Source organism: Pseudomonas sp. NLJ1 (genome assembly GCF_049486705.1).
GTDB classification, from domain to species: Bacteria; Pseudomonadota; Gammaproteobacteria; order Pseudomonadales; family Pseudomonadaceae; genus Aquipseudomonas; species Aquipseudomonas inefficax.
This window is the reverse complement of the sequence record NZ_CP137735.1, coordinates 1,164,927-1,183,421: the sequence shown is the minus strand read 5'-3', so window position 1 is coordinate 1,183,421 and position 18,495 is coordinate 1,164,927. Positions and strand designations below refer to the sequence as shown.

Genomic DNA, 18,495 nt, shown 5'->3' with positions numbered 1-18,495 from the left:
GCGTTTTTCTTGTAGGAGCGGCCTTGTGTCGCGAAAGGGGCGCAAAGCGCCCCCTGTTTTTAGAGGCCCCGCTGCCGCCGCACCTGCCTGTACAGATACAGGCTCAACACCAGCCCGCAGGCCGCCGCCGCAGCAGCAAACAGAAACATCGAAGCAAACCCGAACCCTGCCGCCACCGCGCCCACCAGCGGCCCGGTTACTCCCAGCGACAAATCGATGAACAGCGAATAAGCCCCCACCGCCGCCCCACGGTTGGCCGCCGACACCTGGTTCACCGCCTCCACGCCCAACGCCGGGAACACCAGCGAGAAGCCGAACCCGCTCAGCGCGGCCCCCGCCAACGCCAGTTCGGCACTGGGCGCCAGCCACAGCATCAGCAGCCCAAGCGTTTCCACCGACAGGCAGGCGATCGCCACCCGGAACCCGCCAAGCCGGTTGATCAGGTTGCCAAACAGCAGTCGTGCACTGATGAAGCTGGCGCCGAACAGGCTCAGGGTCAGTGCCGCATTGGCCCAGCCACGGCTGGCGTAATACAAGGTGATGAAGGTGGCGATGGTGCCAAAGCCGATCGAGCCCAGGGCAAGCCCCGAGCCGTGCGGGAACACCTTGCCCAGCACCCTCAGGAATGGCAGGCGCACGCCGCTGACGATCGGTGCGGCCTGTTTGGGCCAGGCCAGCAGCAAGCCGAGTGCACACAGCAGGATGATGCTCACGCCCATGCTCCACAGCCCCAGGCCCTTGACCATCAGCACGCCCAACGGAGCGCCGATGGCCAGCGCGCCATAGCTGGCGATGCCGTTCCAGGAAATGACCTTGGCCGTGTTTTCGGCACCTACGCGGCCAATGCCCCAGCCAATCGCACCGGAGCCCACCAGGCTTTCGGCGCTGCCGAGCACCAGGCGGCCGACCAGCAGGCAGGCAAGGCTCAGCCAGGGCAGGTGAGTGAGGAAGGCGCAGGCCAGCATGAACACCCCGCTGAGCCCGCAGCCGGCCAGGCCATACACGACCGCCTTCTTGCTGCCGTGGTTGTCGATGATGCGGCTGGCGGTGGGGCGGCTGAGCAGGGTGGCCAGGTACTGCACGCTGATCACCAGGCCCGCGACCACGGCACTGAAGCCCAGGTCGTTGTGCACATAGCCAGGCAATACGGCCAGCGGGATGCCGATGTTCAGGTAGCCGATGAAGGTGAAGAGGACGATGGAGACGACTTGCAGGGTAACCGCAAGGGGGCGCGGTGAGTGGGGCATGAGGGCCTACGTGGGTTCTGGACGGTGTGAAAACGTGATGACGGGGGTAGCCCGCAGGTCAGCCGTTTTCACACAGTCGGGGGATGCGCGGTTATTCCTGGTCAGCGCTGGATTGATCGTCACCATCCTGCTCGACGGCAGCTGCCGGTTCGGCGTGAACGGTCACGGTTGGCTCTTCTGGGTTCAGGCTTGGGAAGGGAAGATTCGGGATTTCATGCATCTCGTCGTTCCTCGCAAGTGTGAGTGAAAAGTCTGCGCCAGGCGCGTTTGAGGCTTCGCGAAGCAAGGGCAGGATACACAAGTCTGGATGACAGTTTGGTTTTTTTGCCGTTCATTTGTCGGTTTTGCGGGCGGATACCGGACCGGGGCAGGCCGCTGACTGCAGCGGCCCTTGGGGTCACATCAGCAGTTTGCTGCGTAAATCGCCGAGTAACTGCCGGGTGAGGTTCAGGCCATTGAGCAGATAGTTGTCCATGTCACCGTAAACGATCGCTACTTGTTCGAGTGCGGCGTTCAGGTAGTGCGCATCGACGCCCATGACCGGAGCGTAGATGGCCCTGGTTTCCTCTGGCATGGCTACCAGCGCAGCGTTGATGCGCTGGGCGGTGTAGGTGTTGGTTGCCAGGTAATCGTTCATGAGCGTGGCCTCATCGGCACCTGCAATGCTCAACAACAGTGCCGAAACCCAGCCGGTTCGATCTTTGCCTGCGGAGCAGTGGAACAATACCGGGCCTTGGGTTTCAGCCATTGTCGTCAGGACTTCGCCTAACACCTCTCGAATTGCAGCGCTCTGCACAAAGTCGCGATTTACATCCGCCATGAATGCGGCTGTCTGTTCACCGCTCTCAAAGCTGAATGTACTGAGGTCGGTCCTTTCGAAACGCTCACGCAGTACATTGAACTGCCGATAGGTAGCGCCGCTGGGGATCATGTCTGGTTCTGCCTTGATCTCTTGGTCAGCGCGCAGGCCGAAAATGGCGCGAATGCCAAGTTCCTCCAGCAGGAGCATGTCGGCAGCGGAGGGGATCACGGCGTTGCTGCGGTAGAACGCATTGCTGCGTAGGGTTCCGTGGCAGGTAGAGTATGCCGTGACGGTTCCCGCTACATCACGAAAGTTGTCCATGCTGGGCAAGCGTGGTGTATCAAGCCTGAAGACATCTGGGCTGGCGCAGGCTTTTTGCGAAGCGCCAAGCGCAGTTTTCAGTTCGGGATTGTACGAGGATAGGAGACATTTTCTGTCTCGCGGATTTGAAGAGCGCCTAGTTTCAGATATGCGCGACAGCCGTTTCAGCGGCTGATTCCGAGAGAGACAGGCATTGGGCGATTGGGTATGACAGAAGCGTGGAGCCGGCGTGTATGAACCTGGCCGCGGCATGTACGCCGCAGTCAGGTTTACGGGCAGGGTGTCACTTGCGGCCTTCGGCAGCCTCGGCAACCTTGTCGGTGCGTGCGCACATGATGAAGTCATTGCGGTGCAGGCCTTTGATCGAGTGGCTCCACCAGGTCACAGTGACCTTGCCCCACTCGGTCAGCAGGCCCGGGTGGTGGCCTTCGGCTTCGGCGATCTCGCCCACGGCATTAGTGAACGCCAGGGCGTGCTTGAAGTTCTTGAACAGGAACACGCGCTCCAGCTCCATGTGGCCGTCACGTACTTCGATGTTCCAGTCCGGGATTTCGCGAATCAGTTCGGCCAGCTCTTCGTCGGTGACCTTGGGTGCGTCGGCGCGGCAGGCTTCGCAATGGGCTTGGTTCAAGGCATTCATGTGGTGTTTTCCGGTTCGAGTTGTTATCGGCAAGGTCGCTCAGGCAGCGACCTTGGGTGGAAACTTCGGTGCGTGCAGGCCCAGCTGCATGGCTTTGTGAACCATGCCCATGATGTCTTCGTGGGCCAGGTCGAACAGGCGCTTCATGTTCGGCAGCACGAAATACAACGGTTGCAGAATGTCGATGCGGTACGGTGTGCGCATGGCCTCGATCGGGTCGAAGGCCTGGTGCTCGGGCTCGTCAGACAGACTGTAGACGGTCTCCTTTGGCGACGAGAGAATGCCGCCGCCATAGATCTTGCGGCCCTGCGCGGTTTCCATCAGGCCGAACTCGATGGTCATCCAGTACAGGCGTGCCAGGTACACGCGCTGTTCCTTGGTCGCGGCCAGGCCGAGCTTGCCGTAGGTATGGGTGAATTCGGCGAACCAGGGGTTGGTCAGCAGCGGGCAGTGGCCGAAGATCTCGTGGAAGATATCGGGTTCCTGCAGGTAATCCAGCTCTTCCGGAGTGCGGATGAAGGTGGCCACCGGGAAGCGCTTGCTGGCCAGCAGTTCGAAGAAGGTCTGGAAAGGGATCAGCGCCGGCACCCGGGCAACCTGCCAACCGGTGGTGGCGCCCAGCACCTTGTTGATCTCGCCCAGTTGCGGAATACGGTCATAGGGCAGCTTGAGCTGGTCGATGCCGTCCAGGTATTCCTGGCACGCGCGGCCTTCGATCACTTTCAGCTGACGGGTGATCAAGGTGTTCCATACCGCATGCTCTTGCTGCGGGTAATCGATAAAACCATGCGCATCGGGCTCGCGTGCCACGTATTGCGTCTGTTTCATGTGGCTCTCCTGGTGAGGGCTTTTCTTGTTATGTGCAGGACATACCCAAGGAATATCCCTTCGCTGGCCACTTTGCACGGGGTTGGCCCGTGGAAGGTGTTGGCTTTTGGCGATGTTTTCGTAACGATAATTTTACAAAAAGGTGCAAGTGTCGGAAAATCCGAGGCATCAGGCTGAAGCTTCGGCTGTTTTTGTCAGCTTATCTTTACGACTTTTCCGCGCGGTGTTGAAAAACATTGGCGCTTCGAGAGCCTTCATGCGTATCAAAGTGCACTGCCAGAACCGTATTGGCATCCTGCGCGACATCCTCAACCTGCTGGTGGAGTACGGCATCAACGTGCTGCGCGGCGAGGTGGGCGGTGACCATGGCAACGCCATCTACCTGCATTGCCCGAACCTGATCAATTTGCAGTTCCAGGCGCTGCGACCGAAGTTCGAGGCGATCGCCGGGGTATTCGGTGTCAAGCGCGTGGGGCTGATGCCCAGCGAACGCCGGCACATGGAGCTGAATGCGCTGCTGGGGGCGCTGGACTTCCCGGTGCTGTCGATCGACATGGGCGGCAGCATTGTCGCCGCCAACCGCGCCGCTGCGCAGTTGCTGGGAGTGCGGGTGGACGAGGTGCCGGGCATGCCGCTGGCGCGCTATGTGGAGGACTTCGACCTGCCAGAGCTGGTGCGGGCCAACAAGTCGCGTATCAACGGCCTGCGCATCAAGGTCAAGGGCGATGTGTTCCTGGCTGATATCGCGCCACTGCAGTCCGAGCACGACGACAGCGAGGCGCTGGCTGGTGCGGTGTTGACCCTGCACCGCGCTGACCGTATCGGTGAGCGCATCTACAACGTGCGCAAGCAGGAGTTGCGCGGTTTCGACAGCATCTTCCAGAGCTCGCGGGTGATGGCTGCGGTGGTACGCGAGGCGCGGCGCATGGCCCCGCTGGACGCGCCATTGCTGATCGAGGGCGAGACCGGCACCGGCAAGGAGCTGCTGGCGCGTGCCTGCCACCTGGCCAGTCCGCGCGGCCAGTCACCGCTGATGGCGCTCAACTGCGCCGGGTTGCCCGAATCGATGGCCGAGACCGAGCTGTTCGGTTACGGCCCCGGGGCATTCGAAGGGGCGCGGGCCGAGGGCAAGCTGGGGCTGCTGGAACTGACTGCCGGTGGCACGCTGTTCCTCGACGGGGTAGGGGAGATGAGCCCGCGCCTGCAGGTGAAGCTGCTGCGTTTTCTGCAGGATGGCTGCTTCCGTCGCGTAGGTAGTGATGAAGAGGTGTACCTGGATGTGCGGGTGATCTGCGCGACCCAGGTGGATTTGTCCGAATTGTGTGCTCGTGGCGAGTTTCGCCAGGACCTGTATCACCGGCTCAATGTGTTGTCGCTGCACATTCCGCCATTGCGCGAATGCATGGATGGCCTGGAAGGGCTGGTGCAGCATTTTCTCGACCAGGCCAGCCGACAGATCGGCTGCGCCATGCCGCGCCTGGCGCCGGCGGCAATGGACAAACTCGGCCAGTATCATTGGCCGGGTAATGTGAGGCAGTTGGAAAACGTGTTGTTCCAGGCGGTTTCGTTATGCGAAGGCGGCGTGGTCAAAAGTGAACATATACGTTTGCCGGATTACGGCGTGCGCCCACCGCTGGGTGAGTTTTCGCTGGATGGGGATCTTTCGCAGATTGTCGGGCGCTTTGAAAAAGCGGTGCTGGAAAGTTTGATGGGAGAGTTTTCCAGTAGTCGGGCTTTAGGGAAAAGATTGGGTGTTTCGCATACGACCATTGCAAACAAGTTAAGAGATTATTCGCTTAACAAGTCTGTAGATTAGTTGTTTGGCAAAGAACCTGGGACTGCTGCGCAGTCCTATCGCGACACGAGGCCGCTCCTACAGGTACTGCGCCTGACTTGAAAGCTGCGCAATACTTGTAGGAGCGGCCTTGTGTCGCGATAGGGGCCCACTGGGCCCCCAATTCACAAGGCATCAGCCGTTCGAGCAGCCGTTCCCCATCACGCGGTATTCGAGAATGTGCTTCTGGCCCTTGGAGTCCTCGTAGGTCATGCGGGCGGGCACGACTTCGCACACATTGGGCACTTCGCTCATGGAAATGACGCGAGCAATGTCCAGGTGCTGCGAGTAACTGTACTGTTCAACCGGAATCTGCTCGGCATCTTTGGCTTCGCCGGCCATCGCCGCGCCGCAAAGACTGCCAAGTACCAATACCAGTAAAGCTTTCATTTTCAATTTACCTGTCTAAGGTCGTGAGGGGGCACGCGGCGCTTATGGCGCCGCGAGTATTGCTAGTTTTAACTATCGGGTTTGGATGGGGATTAACGCTTGCCTTCGTGGGGGCTGTTACCAGTTGTTAATCGCCTTGCCGTTGCTGGCGAGGTGAATTTTATGGCTGGGGCCAAGGCCGAAACAGTGGGTCTTTTGATAAAGTGTTTTGACAGAATCTGTAACAATCCTCTGGCAAGCGCCCCCTTTTTTTCTCGCCTGGGCTGTAAGGTGCGTGCCAGAGCGCTTTGCCAGAACGGGCGTACCAAATTACTACCAACGTCGAATGGCTTTTGTCGCTCTGGTACAGTTACAAACGGTTCCATACAAAAACAACTATTACACCGAGGTAACACAGATGAGTGCGGCTCCACTGTATCCCGTTCGTCCCGAGGTTGCGGCCACCACCCTGACCGACGAGGCCACCTACAAGGCCATGTACCAGCAGTCGGTGATCAACCCGGACGGCTTCTGGCGCGAGCAGGCCCAGCGCATCGACTGGATCAAGCCGTTCACCAAGGTCAAGCAGACCTCCTTCGACGACCATCACGTCGATATCAAATGGTTCGCCGACGGCACTCTGAACGTTTCCTCCAACTGCCTGGACCGCCACCTCGAAGAGCGCGGCGACCAGTTGGCCATCATCTGGGAAGGCGACGACCCTTCCGAACACCGCAACATCACCTACCGCGAACTGCACGAGCAGGTCTGCAAGTTCGCCAACGCCCTGCGTGGCCAGGATGTGCACCGCGGTGACGTGGTCACCATCTATATGCCGATGATCCCCGAGGCCGTGGTCGCCATGCTGGCCTGTGCGCGTATCGGTGCGATCCATTCGGTAGTGTTCGGCGGCTTTTCGCCCGAGGCGCTGGCCGGCCGTATCATCGACTGCAAGTCCAAGATCGTGATCACCGCCGACGAAGGCGTGCGTGGTGGCCGGCGTACCCCGCTCAAGGCCAACGTCGACCTGGCGCTGACCAACCCTGAAACCAACAGTGTGCAGAAGATCATCGTGTGCAAGCGCACCGGTGGCGACATTGCCTGGCACCAGCACCGCGACATCTGGTACGAAGACCTGATGAAAGTCGCCTCCAGCCACTGCGCGCCGAAAGAGATGGGTGCCGAGGAAGCGCTGTTCATCCTCTATACCTCCGGCTCTACCGGCAAGCCGAAAGGCGTGCTGCACACCACCGGCGGCTACCTGGTATACGCAGCGCTGACCCACGAGCGTGTGTTCGACTATCGCCCGGGCGAGGTGTACTGGTGCACCGCCGATGTGGGTTGGGTCACCGGCCACAGCTACATTGTCTACGGCCCGCTGGCCAATGGCGCCACCACCCTGCTGTTCGAGGGCGTGCCGAACTACCCTGACATCACCCGCGTGTCGAAGATCGTCGACAAGCACAAGGTCAACATCCTGTACACCGCGCCGACCGCCATCCGCGCGATGATGGCCGAAGGGCAGGCTGCTGTTGAAGGTGCCGATGGGTCCAGCCTGCGCCTGCTGGGCTCGGTGGGTGAGCCGATCAACCCCGAAGCCTGGAACTGGTACTACAAGACCGTGGGCAAGGAGCGTTGCCCGATCGTCGACACCTGGTGGCAGACCGAGACCGGCGGCATCCTGATCAGCCCGCTGCCGGGTGCTACCGGCCTCAAGCCGGGCTCGGCAACCCGCCCGTTCTTCGGTGTGGTGCCGGCGCTGGTGGACAACCTGGGCAATCTGATCGAGGGCGCTGCCGAAGGCAACCTGGTGATCCTCGACTCCTGGCCGGGCCAGTCGCGTTCGCTGTACGGCGACCACGACCGTTTCGTCGATACCTACTTCAAGACCTTCCGTGGCATGTACTTCACCGGCGACGGTGCGCGCCGCGACGAGGATGGCTACTACTGGATCACCGGTCGCGTGGATGACGTGCTGAACGTATCCGGTCACCGCATGGGGACTGCCGAGATCGAGAGTGCCATGGTGGCGCATGCGAAAGTGGCCGAGGCTGCGGTGGTGGGTGTGCCGCACGACATCAAGGGGCAGGGCATCTATGTGTATGTCACCCTCAATGCCGGTATCGAGGCCAGCGAGCAGCTGCGCCTGGAGCTGAAGAACTGGGTGCGCAAGGAAATCGGCCCGATCGCCTCGCCGGATGTGATCCAGTGGGCGCCGGGGCTGCCGAAGACCCGGTCGGGCAAGATCATGCGCCGCATCCTGCGCAAGATTGCCACGGGTGAGTACGATGCACTGGGTGACATCTCCACCCTGGCCGACCCGGGCGTGGTGCAGCACCTGATCGATACCCACAAGGCGATGAGCCTGGCTTCTGCCTGATTGCGAAGCAGGGAAGCGCGGCTTTGTTCAATTCCTGTGGGAGCGGCTTTAGCCGCGAAGAACCCAGCGCGGTGGATGGCACCGGCGTTGCCGGTGTTCGCGGCTGAAGCCGCTCCCACAGGGTAAGGCATGCGCCTGAGGCCTGTACTGTATCTGTGAGATCAGCCAACAAGAACCCCGCCCGGGCAACCGGCGGGGTTTTTGCTTTACTGTTACCCGACATTCATCGGTAACTGTTCTGTCACCGACGCCGCACAATATCGGGGCGGCAGGAAACAATTCCGGCCTGTTTCGGGGCGTTTTCGCAGCGTTTTTTGCGACTCGGCACGCTGCACTTGCCGTAATACAAGGCTTTGCCAATAATAGGCCCGGGAATTGCTAGTACTATAGGTTCTATTTCTTGCGCTTTTGCATATTTTGCAATGGCTGTCAACATCGCCCGCTGCCGTTTCAAGCGCTTCTGTAAGTAGTTGTCGCTTTGAAGAAATATCGACTACCGGGCTGTCGTTAAAATGCCACTCACTCGCTCGTGGTCTGCGACCTTGGTCGAACCCTGCGCGGCTCGCGTTGTACCCATTCGCATATCGGGCAGCCGTTACCTGCCTTGTATTGCTTCGTACCGATGGAGTTACCTGATGAAGAAGCTCGCACTGCTTGGCGCCCTGGCGCTGTCCGTGTTTTCCCTGGTGTCGCAGGCCGATGAAAAACCGCTGAAAATCGGCATCGAAGCCGCCTACCCACCCTTCGCCTTCAAGCAGCCAGACGGCAGCATCGCCGGTTTCGACTACGACATCGGCAACGCCCTGTGCGAAGAGATGAAAGCCAAGTGCACCTGGGTCGAGCAAGAGTTCGACGGCCTGATCCCGGCGCTGAAAGTGCGCAAGATCGACGCCATCCTGTCGTCCATGTCGATCACCGACGACCGCAAGAAATCGGTCGACTTCACCAAGCGCTATTACCTGACCCCGGCGCGCCTGGTGATGAAGGAAGGTACCGCCGTCAGTGAAAGTCTGGATGAGCTCAAGGGCAAGAAGATTGGTGTGCAGCGCGGTTCGATCCACGACCGCTTCGCCAAGGAAGTACTGGGCGCCAAAGGTGCCACCGTGGTTCCTTACGGCACCCAGAACGAAATCTACCTGGACGTGGCAGCTGGCCGCCTCGATGGCACCGTGGCTGACGCCACCCTGCTGGAAGACGGCTTCCTCAAGACCGACGCCGGCAAGGGCTTCGCCTTCGTAGGCCCGTCCTTCACCGACGCCAAGTACTTCGGTGACGGCATCGGTATTGCCGTGCGCAAGGGTGACAAGGCCAACGTCGACCGCATCAACGCTGCCATCGACGCCATCCGCGCCAACGGCAAGTACAAAGAAATCGAGAAGAAGTACTTCAACTTCGACATCTACGGTCCAGACTCGAACTAAGACGTCGGGTTTCACCTGTGCAATGGTGCAAACAGCAGAGGCTCTGAGGTTTGCACCATTTTTCATTCTCTAGGTCGAGGACCTCATCATGTTGAAAGGCTACGGGGCAGTCATCCTCGACGGGGCGTGGCTGACGCTTCAGCTCGCCCTGTCGTCGATGGCCCTGGCCATCGTGCTCGGCCTGATCGGTGTGGCGCTGCGCTTGTCGCCGGTGCGCTGGCTGGCCTGGCTGGGCGATCTGTATTCCACGGTGATTCGTGGCATTCCGGACCTGGTCCTGATCCTGCTGATCTTCTACGGCGGGCAGGACATCATCAATCGGGTTGCGCCGCTGCTCGGTTATGAAGACTACATCGACCTGAATCCGCTGATCGCGGGTATCGGTACCCTGGGCTTCATCTTTGGTGCCTACCTGTCGGAAACCTTCCGCGGTGCGTTCCTCGGTATTCCGAAAGGCCAGGCCGAAGCGGGCGTGGCGTATGGCATGAGCAACCGCCAGGTGTTCTTCCGCATCCAGGTGCCGCAAATGATTCGCCTGGCGATCCCGGGCTTCACCAACAACTGGCTGGTGCTGACCAAGGCCACCGCGCTGATTTCGGTAGTGGGCCTGCAGGACATGATGTTCAAGGCCAAGCAGGCGGCAGACGCCACCCGCGAGCCTTTCACCTTCTTCCTGGCGGTGGCGGCCCTGTACCTGGTGCTGACCAGCATCTCGCTGCTGGCCCTGAAGTATCTCGAGCGCCGCTACTCGGTTGGCGTCAAGGTGGCTGAACTATGATCTTCGACTACAACGTCGTCTGGGAGGCACTGCCGATGTACTTCGGCGGCCTGCTGACCACTCTCAAGCTGCTGGCGATTTCGCTGTTCTTCGGGCTGCTGGCGGCCATTCCGCTGGGGCTGATGCGGGTTTCGAAGCAGCCGGCAGTCAACCTGGTTGCCTGGCTCTACACGTATGTGATCCGCGGCACGCCGATGCTGGTGCAGCTGTTCCTGATCTACTACGGCCTGGCGCAGTTCGAGGCGGTGCGCGAAAGCTTCCTGTGGCCGCTGCTGTCCAGCGCTACCTTCTGCGCCTGCCTGGCGTTTGGCATCAACACCAGTGCCTACACCGCCGAAATCATCGCCGGCAGCCTCAAGGCCACACCGCATGGCGAGATCGAGGCGGCCAAGGCCATGGGCATGTCGCGCATGAAAATGTACCGGCGCATTCTGCTGCCGTCGGCCCTGCGCCGGGCGCTGCCGCAGTACAGCAACGAAGTGATCATGATGCTGCAGACCACCAGCCTGGCGTCGATCGTCACCCTGATCGACATCACTGGCGCTGCGCGCACGGTCAATGCCCAGTACTACCTGCCTTTCGAGGCCTATATCACGGCGGGCGTGTTCTACCTGTGCCTGACCTTCATCCTGGTGCGCCTGTTCAAGATGGCCGAACGCCGCTGGCTCGGCTACCTGGCGCCGCGCAAGCACTGACCGCTTTGTGAGAATCGACAGCATGTACAAACTCGAAGTCCAAGACCTGCACAAGCGCTACGGCAGCCATGAAGTGCTCAAGGGCGTGTCCCTGTCGGCCAAGGCAGGCGATGTCATCAGCATCATCGGCTCCAGCGGTTCGGGCAAGTCGACCTTCCTGCGCTGCATCAACCTGCTGGAGCAGCCGCACGCCGGCAAGATCCTGCTCAACAACGAAGAGCTGAAGCTGGTACCGGGCAAGGACGGCGCACTCAAGGCTGCCGACCCGCGTCAGCTGCAGCGCATGCGCTCGCGCCTGTCGATGGTTTTCCAGCACTTCAACCTGTGGTCGCACATGACTGCGCTGGAAAACATCATCGAAGCGCCGGTGCACGTGCTGGGCGTGAACCGCAAGGAGGCCCTGGAAAAGGCCGAGCACTATCTGGCCAAGGTCGGTGTCGCCCACCGCAAGGACGCCTTCCCGGGGCACATGTCCGGCGGCGAGCAGCAACGTGTGGCAATTGCCCGGGCGCTGGCCATGGAGCCGGAGGTCATGCTGTTCGACGAGCCGACCTCGGCGCTGGACCCGGAGCTGGTCGGCGATGTGCTCAAGGTGATGCAGGCGCTGGCCCAGGAAGGCCGCACCATGGTGGTGGTGACTCACGAAATGGGCTTTGCCCGTGAGGTGTCCAACCAGTTGGTGTTCCTGCACAAGGGCCTGGTGGAAGAAACCGGCTGCCCGCGCGAGGTGCTGGCCAACCCGCAGTCGGAGCGCCTGAAGCAGTTCCTCTCCGGCAGCCTGAAGTAAAAACTGCATTTTTGCACCAGAATAGGGCATGCTGCGCGGCGAGCGCAGCCTGACCCGGCGCACAGACTCGAACGACCTCAGGTTTCGGACCGCACCCTATGACCACCCAGCGAATCGGTTTTCTCATCTGGCCCAGTACCAGGCCCTTGACCCTGGCGCTGGCCGAGGAAGTGTTGCAGGTGGCGCAGCGGGTGCACCCGGAGGTGTCCTACGAGCTGGTCTTCCTGCAGGCGGAACCGGCGCAAGAGGGTAGCTGGCGCCTGCCGGGCGAGCCGTGGAATGGCCGCCTTGAGGGGTGTCAAAAGTTGTTCCTGTTGGCTGACGAGCAGCCGTCGGCGGTGGGGGCGGCGTTGTCGTCGGCGCTCAAGCAGCTTGCGCGCAGTGGCTGCATGGTCGGCGGCCTGTCGGCCGGGGTCTACCCTCTGGCCATGCTGGGCCTGCTCGACGGTTACCGGGCTGCGGTGCACTGGCGCTGGCAGGATGATTTTGCCGAGCGCTTTCCCAAGGTGATCGCCACCAGCCACCTGTTCGACTGGGATCGCGATCGTCTGACTGCTTGTGGCGGCATGGCCGTGACCGACCTGCTGCTGGCAGTGCTGGCCCGTGACCACGGGGCGGAACTGGCCGGGGCGGTGTCGGAGGAGCTGGTGGTCGAGCGCATCCGCGAGGGTGGCGAGCGCCAGCGCATTCCGCTGCAGAACCGCCTGGGCTCCAGCCATCCCAAGCTGACCCAGGCGGTGCTGCTGATGGAGGCCAACATCGAAGAGCCGCTGACCACCGACGAAATTGCCCAGCACGTGTGCGTGTCACGCCGGCAGCTGGAGCGCATCTTCAAGCAGTACCTGAACCGCGTGCCGAGCCAGTATTACCTGGAGCTGCGGCTGAACAAGGCGCGACAGATGCTGATGCAGACCAGCAAGTCGATCATCCAGATCGGGCTGTCCTGTGGCTTCTCCTCGGGGCCGCATTTTTCCAGTGCCTATCGCAACTTCTTTGGTGCAACGCCGCGGGAGGATCGCAACCAGCGGCGTAGCAGTAGTCCGTTCGAGCTGAGCTCGGCGCCTGCCGAAAAAGGCTGAGTTTTCCTTCGCCTGTGCCGGCCTCTTCGCGGGTAAACCCGCTCCCACAGGGTTCGCACAATCTTCCGGTTCTGTGGAGAGCCTGTGGGAGCGGGTTTACCCGCGAAGAGGCCGGCACAGGCAGTATCCATTCTTATGTGAACACCCGTTCACCCAGCCCCCTCTCTCCCGTACACTGCGCGATTGCGACAGTGTTTGTCGCATTGCCGAAAGCCTTGTCAAAACTGGGTTTTGCGCTGTAACAAGTTGTCGCTTGGCCGCAAGGACAGGCGCTGATCAGTCCTTACAATCCCCCCATCGCTCGCCACTTCCAGGCCAGCGTTCCTCTTCAGGAGACTCAGATGTCCGTTGAGCAAGCCCCGGTGCAACGTGCCGATTTCGACCAGGTCATGGTCCCCAACTATTCTCCGGCGGCCTTCATTCCTGTGCGAGGCGAGGGCTCCCGAGTTTGGGACCAGTCGGGTCGCGAGCTGATCGACTTTGCCGGTGGCATCGCGGTCAACGCCCTGGGCCACTGCCACCCGGCACTGGTCAAGGCCCTGACCGAGCAGGCCAACACCCTCTGGCACGTATCCAACGTATTCACCAACGAGCCGGCCCTGCGCCTGGCCCACAAGCTGGTGGACGCCACCTTTGCCGACCGTGCGTTCTTCTGCAACTCCGGCGCCGAGTCCAACGAGGCCGCCTTCAAGCTGGCCCGTCGCGTTGCCCACGACCGCTTCGGGCCGGAAAAGCACGAAATCATCGCCACCGTTAACAGCTTCCACGGCCGTACCCTGTTCACCGTCAGTGTCGGTGGCCAGCCGAAGTACTCCGATGGCTTCGGCCCGAAGATCACCGGCATCAGCCATGTGCCGTACAACGATCTGGAAGCGCTGAAGGCACAGATTTCCGACAAGACCTGCGCCGTGGTGATCGAGCCGATCCAGGGCGAGAGTGGCGTGGTGCCGGCCGACAAGGCCTACCTGGAAGGCGCGCGCAAACTGTGTGACGAACACAATGCCCTGCTGATCTTCGACGAAGTGCAGACCGGCGTTGGCCGTACCGGTTCGCTGTATGCCTACCAGCACTATGGCGTTACCCCGGACATCCTGACCAGCGCCAAGAGCCTGGGCGGCGGTTTCCCGATCGGTGCCATGCTGACCACCACCGAGCTGGCCAAGCACCTGGCCGTCGGCACCCACGGCACCACCTACGGCGGCAACCCGCTGGGCTGCGCCGTCGCCTGTGCGGTGCTGGACGTGGTCAATACCCCGGAAACCCTCGCCGGTATCAAGGCCAAGCATGAACGCTTCAAGGTCCGCCTGGAGCAGATCGGCCAGCAGTACAACCTGTTCAGCCAGGTGCGTGGCGTTGGCCTGCTGCTGGGCTGTGTGCTGACCGAGGCCTGGAAAGGCAAGGCCAAGGATGTGCTCAACGCCGCCGAAAAAGAAGGCGTGATGGTGCTGCAGGCCGGCCCGGACGTGGTCCGCTTCGCACCAAGCCTGGTGGTTGAAGACGCCGACATCGATGAAGGCCTGGGCCGCTTCGAGCGCGCCGTGGCCACCCTGACCAAGGGCTGATCCGCCCGTGGTCCCTTCGCCGGCCCCGGCGCAGGCTCAGCCCGAGTCTGCACCGAGCCGGTGATACCCGATCCCAGTGCAGGTGCCAGTGCACTTGCCGTTTTCCCGTGCCGCCGTGAGCGGCCCGTATTCCAAAGGAGTGACACCATGCTGGTGATGCGCCCCGCGCAAATGGCTGATCTGAACGAAGTGCAGCGCATGGCTGCAGACAGCCCCATTGGTGTCACCTCGCTGCCGGACGACAGCGCTCGCCTGGGCGACAAGATCGCCGCATCCGAGACTTCCTTCGCCGCCGAGGTCAGCTTCAATGGTGAAGAAAGCTACTTCTTCGTGCTCGAAGACAGCGAAACGGGCAAGCTGGCCGGTTGCTCGGCCATCGTCGCTTCGGCCGGCTACTCTGAGCCGTTCTACAGTTTTCGTAACGAGACCTTCGTGCACGCATCGCGCGAGCTGAAGATCCACAACAAGATTCACGTCCTGTCGCTGTGCCATGACCTGACCGGCAACAGCCTGCTGACCAGCTTCTATGTGCTGCCGGAACTGGTGAACAGTGGCTGGGCCGAGCTCAATTCGCGTGGCCGCCTGTTGTTCATGGCCGCTCACCCGGAGCGTTTCGCCGAGTCGGTGGTGACCGAGATCGTCGGCTACAGCGACGAGCAGGGTGAATCGCCGTTCTGGGATGCCATCGGCCGCAACTTCTTCGACCTCAACTACGCCGACGCCGAGCGCCTGTGCGGCCTGAAAAGCCGCACCTTCCTCGCCGAACTGATGCCGCACTACCCGATCTACGTGCCGCTGCTGCCTGACCTGGCACAGGAAGCCATGGGGCAGGTGCACCCTCGGGCGCAGATTACCTTCGACATCCTCATGCGCGAAGGCTTCGAGACCGAGCACTACATCGACATCTTCGATGGTGGCCCGACCCTGCATGCGCGTACCTCGGGTATCCGCTCGATCGCCCAGAGCCGGGTGGTGCCGGTCAAGCTCGAGGACGCCCCGATCAAGGGTGGGCGCCCATACCTGGTGTGCAACGGCCAGTTGCAGGACTACCGCGCGGTGCTGCTGGAGCTGGACTGGGTGCCGGGCAAACCGGTCAGCCTGAGCCTGGCAGCTGCCGAGGCGCTGGGGGTGGGCGAGGGTGCCAGCGTGCGACTGGTCGCGGTCTGAGGTCTGGCAACAGACGTTTCGGGATTGATGCGTTAGAAGAGTTTCGCGCCGGCCGCCGCCGCCGCAAAAGGAGATAGCATGATCGTTCGTCCTGTACGCAGCAGCGATTTGCCTGCGTTGATCGAATTGGCACGCAGCACCGGTACCACTGGGCTGACCACGCTGCCGGCCAACGAAGAGCGCCTGGGGCATCGCGTTGGCTGGGCGGAGAAAAGCTTCCGCGGCGAAGCCGAGCGTGGCGACACCGACTACCTGTTCGTGCTGGAAAACGACGAAGGCATGGTGGTGGGCATCAGTGCCATCGCCGGTGCCGTCGGCCTGCGCGAGCCCTGGTACAACTTCCGTGTCGGCCTGACCGTCAGCGCCTCGCAGGAACTGAAGATCTACCGTGAAATCCCCACCCTGTTCCTGGCCAACGACCTGACCGGCAACTCCGAACTGTGCTCGCTGTTCCTGCGCAGCGACTACCGCTCCGGCCTCAACGGCCGCCTGCTGTCGCGGGCGCGCATGCTGTTCATCGCCGAGTTCCCCGAGCTGTTCGGCAAGAAGATCATCGCCGAAATGCGCGGCATGTCCGACGAGCAGGGCCGCTCGCCGTTCTGGGAAAGCCTGGGCCGGCACTTCTTCAAGATGGAGTTCAGCCAGGCCGACTACCTCACCGGCGTGGGCAACAAGTCGTTCATTGCCGAACTGATGCCGAAGTTTCCGCTGTACACCTGCTTCCTCTCCGAGGCGGCGCGCAACGTTATCGGCCGCGTGCACAAGGATACCGAGCCGGCGCTGGCCATGCTCAAGCAGGAAGGCTTCAACTACCAGGGCTACGTCGACATCTTCGATGCCGGCCCGGCCATCGAGTGCGACACCGACAAGATCCGCGCCGTACGCGAAAGCCAGACCTTGGTGCTGGCCGTGGGCACACCGGGCGATGACGCCACGCCTTACATCATTCACAACCGCAAGCGCGACGACTGCCGCATCACGGCTGCACCTGCGCGGTTGGCCGCCGGTACCCTGGTGGTCGACCCCCTGACGGCCAAGCGTCTGCGCATGGGTGCCGGCGACAACGTACGCGCAGTGCCGCTGTCGGCAAGCCGGGAGGCCAAATAAATGACCACGCATTACATCGCAGGCAACTGGCAGGCCGGCCAGGGCGAAACCCTGCAGTCGCTCAACCCGGTGACGCAAGCCGTCGTCTGGGAGGGGCAGGGCGCCGACGCCAGCCAGGTGGATGCTGCCGTGCAGGCTGCGCGTCAGGCCTTCCCGGCCTGGGCGCAATTGAGCCTGGAAGCACGTATCGATGTGCTGGAGAAGTTCGCCACGCAACTGAAAGCGCATGCCGAAGCCATGGCCCAGTGCATCGGCGAGGAAACCGGCAAGCCCCTGTGGGAGTCGGCGACCGAAGTCACCAGCATGATCAACAAGGTGGCGATCTCGGTACAGAGCTACCGCGAGCGTACCGGCGAAAAGAGCGGCCCGCTGGCCGATGCCACGGCCGTGCTGCGGCACAAGCCCCACGGCGTGGTGGCGGTGTTCGGCCCGTACAACTTCCCCGGCCACTTGCCCAACGGCCATATCGTGCCAGCGTTGCTGGCGGGCAACTGCGTGGTGTTCAAGCCCAGTGAGCTGACGCCCAAGGTCGCCGAACTGACCGTTAATTGCTGGATTGCCGCCGGCCTGCCGGCGGGTGTGCTGAACCTGGTGCAGGGAGCGCGTGAAACCGGCGTGGCGCTGGCCGCCAATCCGGGTATCGATGGCCTGTTCTTCACCGGCTCCAGCCGCACCGGCAACCTGCTGCACCAGCAGTTCGCCGGTCGCCCGGACAAAATCCTGGCCCTGGAAATGGGTGGCAACAACCCGCTGGTGGTGGATGAGGTGAAGGACCTCGACGCCGCGGTGTACACCATCATCCAGTCGGCGTTCATTTCCGCTGGCCAGCGCTGCACCTGCGCCCGTCGCCTGCTGGTGCCGCAAGGCGCCTGGGGCGATGCGCTGCTTGCGCGGCTGGTCGAGGTGAGCAGAACCATCACGGTCGGCGCGTTCGACCAGCAGCCCGCGCCGTTCATGGGCTCGGTGATTTCGCTGCAGGCGGCACGGGCGCTGATTGCGGCCCAGGCCGAACTGGTCGCCAAGGGTGCGGTGAAACTGCTGGAAATGACCCAGCCGCAGGCCGATGCCGCGCTGCTGACCCCAGGCATTGTCGATGTCACTGCCGTGGCCGAGCGCCCGGACGAAGAGTTCTTCGGCCCGCTGCTGCAGGTGGTGCGCTATGCAGACTTCGATGCTGCCATCGACGAGGCCAACAACACCCAGTACGGCCTGGCCGCCGGCTTGCTGTCCGACTCCCGTGCCCGCTACCAGTACTTCTGGCTGCGCAGCCGCGCCGGCATCGTCAACTGGAACAAGCAACTGACCGGTGCCGCCAGCAGTGCGCCGTTCGGTGGTGTGGGCGCCAGTGGCAACCACCGCGCCAGTGCCTATTACGCAGCCGATTACTGCGCTTACCCCGTGGCTTCGCTGGAGACCGCCAGCCTTGCCTTGCCGGCGACCCTGACGCCGGGCATTACCCTATAACAACAGGTCACGGA

The 18,495-nt window shown here is 62.0% G+C and carries 17 protein-coding genes; 11 read left to right on the top strand and 6 right to left on the bottom strand.

The window, feature by feature from the left end; all coding sequences use genetic code 11:
- Positions 1-59 precede the first annotated feature (59 nt).
- From R9B85_RS05300 to phhA, 5 genes are all read right to left on the bottom strand, one after another.
- On the bottom strand, positions 60-1,247 hold the full coding sequence (locus R9B85_RS05300) for an MFS transporter (protein WP_112253166.1): 1,188 nt from the start codon (positions 1,245-1,247) through the stop codon (positions 60-62).
- Positions 1,248-1,338: 91 nt separating this feature from the next.
- Positions 1,339-1,467 carry a hypothetical protein gene (locus tag R9B85_RS05295; protein ID WP_015271274.1) on the bottom strand — a complete coding sequence of 43 codons (129 nt, stop codon included), beginning with the start codon at positions 1,465-1,467 and terminating at the stop codon, positions 1,339-1,341.
- A 177-nt stretch (positions 1,468-1,644) separates the two neighbouring features.
- Complete coding sequence (locus R9B85_RS05290) at positions 1,645-2,370, bottom strand: tyrosine-protein phosphatase (RefSeq protein WP_423770887.1); 726 nt, start codon at positions 2,368-2,370, stop codon at positions 1,645-1,647.
- A 283-nt stretch (positions 2,371-2,653) separates the two neighbouring features.
- The gene (locus R9B85_RS05285; protein ID WP_112253164.1) at positions 2,654-3,010 is read right to left on the bottom strand and encodes a 4a-hydroxytetrahydrobiopterin dehydratase; all 357 of its coding nucleotides are present in this window, start codon (positions 3,008-3,010) and stop codon (positions 2,654-2,656) included.
- A 39-nt stretch (positions 3,011-3,049) separates the two neighbouring features.
- Positions 3,050-3,838 (bottom strand): phenylalanine 4-monooxygenase, encoded by a 789-nt coding sequence (gene phhA / locus R9B85_RS05280; protein ID WP_112253163.1) that lies wholly within the window; start codon positions 3,836-3,838, stop codon positions 3,050-3,052.
- A 256-nt stretch (positions 3,839-4,094) separates the two neighbouring features.
- Between phhA and R9B85_RS05275 the strand changes: the two genes are divergently transcribed.
- Entirely contained in the window at positions 4,095-5,654 is a 1,560-nt protein-coding gene (locus R9B85_RS05275) for a sigma-54-dependent transcriptional regulator (RefSeq protein ID WP_112253162.1), read from the top strand.
- Positions 5,655-5,807: 153 nt separating this feature from the next.
- Here R9B85_RS05275 and R9B85_RS05270 read toward each other — a convergent pair whose 3' ends face one another.
- Positions 5,808-6,062, bottom strand: a complete 255-nt coding sequence (locus R9B85_RS05270) for a DUF2790 domain-containing protein (protein ID WP_003260110.1) — start codon at positions 6,060-6,062, stop codon at positions 5,808-5,810.
- A gap of 397 nt (positions 6,063-6,459) precedes the next feature.
- Here R9B85_RS05270 and acs point away from each other — a divergent pair, with 397 nt between their 5' ends.
- From acs to astD, 10 genes are all read left to right on the top strand, one after another.
- Entirely contained in the window at positions 6,460-8,421 is a 1,962-nt protein-coding gene (acs, locus tag R9B85_RS05265; protein WP_112253161.1) for an acetate--CoA ligase, read from the top strand.
- 635 nt (positions 8,422-9,056) lie between these two features.
- Positions 9,057-9,842, top strand: a complete 786-nt coding sequence (locus R9B85_RS05260) for an ABC transporter substrate-binding protein (protein ID WP_112253160.1) — start codon at positions 9,057-9,059, stop codon at positions 9,840-9,842.
- 88 nt (positions 9,843-9,930) lie between these two features.
- Positions 9,931-10,620: an ABC transporter permease gene (locus R9B85_RS05255; RefSeq protein ID WP_003260113.1), complete on the top strand. Its 690-nt coding sequence runs from the start codon at positions 9,931-9,933 to the stop codon at positions 10,618-10,620.
- Positions 10,617-11,315: an ABC transporter permease gene (locus R9B85_RS05250; protein ID WP_003260115.1), complete on the top strand. Its 699-nt coding sequence runs from the start codon at positions 10,617-10,619 to the stop codon at positions 11,313-11,315. The genes R9B85_RS05255 and R9B85_RS05250 overlap by 4 nt, the downstream gene beginning before the upstream one ends.
- Positions 11,316-11,337: 22 nt before the next feature.
- Entirely contained in the window at positions 11,338-12,102 is a 765-nt protein-coding gene (locus tag R9B85_RS05245; RefSeq protein WP_025340127.1) for an ABC transporter ATP-binding protein, read from the top strand.
- Positions 12,103-12,200: 98 nt separating this feature from the next.
- Positions 12,201-13,181 carry a transcriptional regulator ArgR gene (gene argR / locus R9B85_RS05240; protein WP_112253158.1) on the top strand — a complete coding sequence of 327 codons (981 nt, stop codon included), beginning with the start codon at positions 12,201-12,203 and terminating at the stop codon, positions 13,179-13,181.
- A gap of 341 nt (positions 13,182-13,522) precedes the next feature.
- Positions 13,523-14,743 carry an aspartate aminotransferase family protein gene (locus tag R9B85_RS05235; protein ID WP_112253157.1) on the top strand — a complete coding sequence of 407 codons (1,221 nt, stop codon included), beginning with the start codon at positions 13,523-13,525 and terminating at the stop codon, positions 14,741-14,743.
- Positions 14,744-14,890: 147 nt separating this feature from the next.
- Entirely contained in the window at positions 14,891-15,910 is a 1,020-nt protein-coding gene (aruF, locus tag R9B85_RS05230) for an arginine/ornithine succinyltransferase subunit alpha (protein WP_112253156.1), read from the top strand.
- A 78-nt stretch (positions 15,911-15,988) separates the two neighbouring features.
- The gene (gene astA / locus R9B85_RS05225; RefSeq protein ID WP_112253155.1) at positions 15,989-17,017 is read left to right on the top strand and encodes an arginine N-succinyltransferase; all 1,029 of its coding nucleotides are present in this window, start codon (positions 15,989-15,991) and stop codon (positions 17,015-17,017) included.
- Entirely contained in the window at positions 17,018-18,481 is a 1,464-nt protein-coding gene (gene astD, locus R9B85_RS05220; protein ID WP_112253154.1) for a succinylglutamate-semialdehyde dehydrogenase, read from the top strand.
- Positions 18,482-18,495 lie beyond the last annotated feature (14 nt).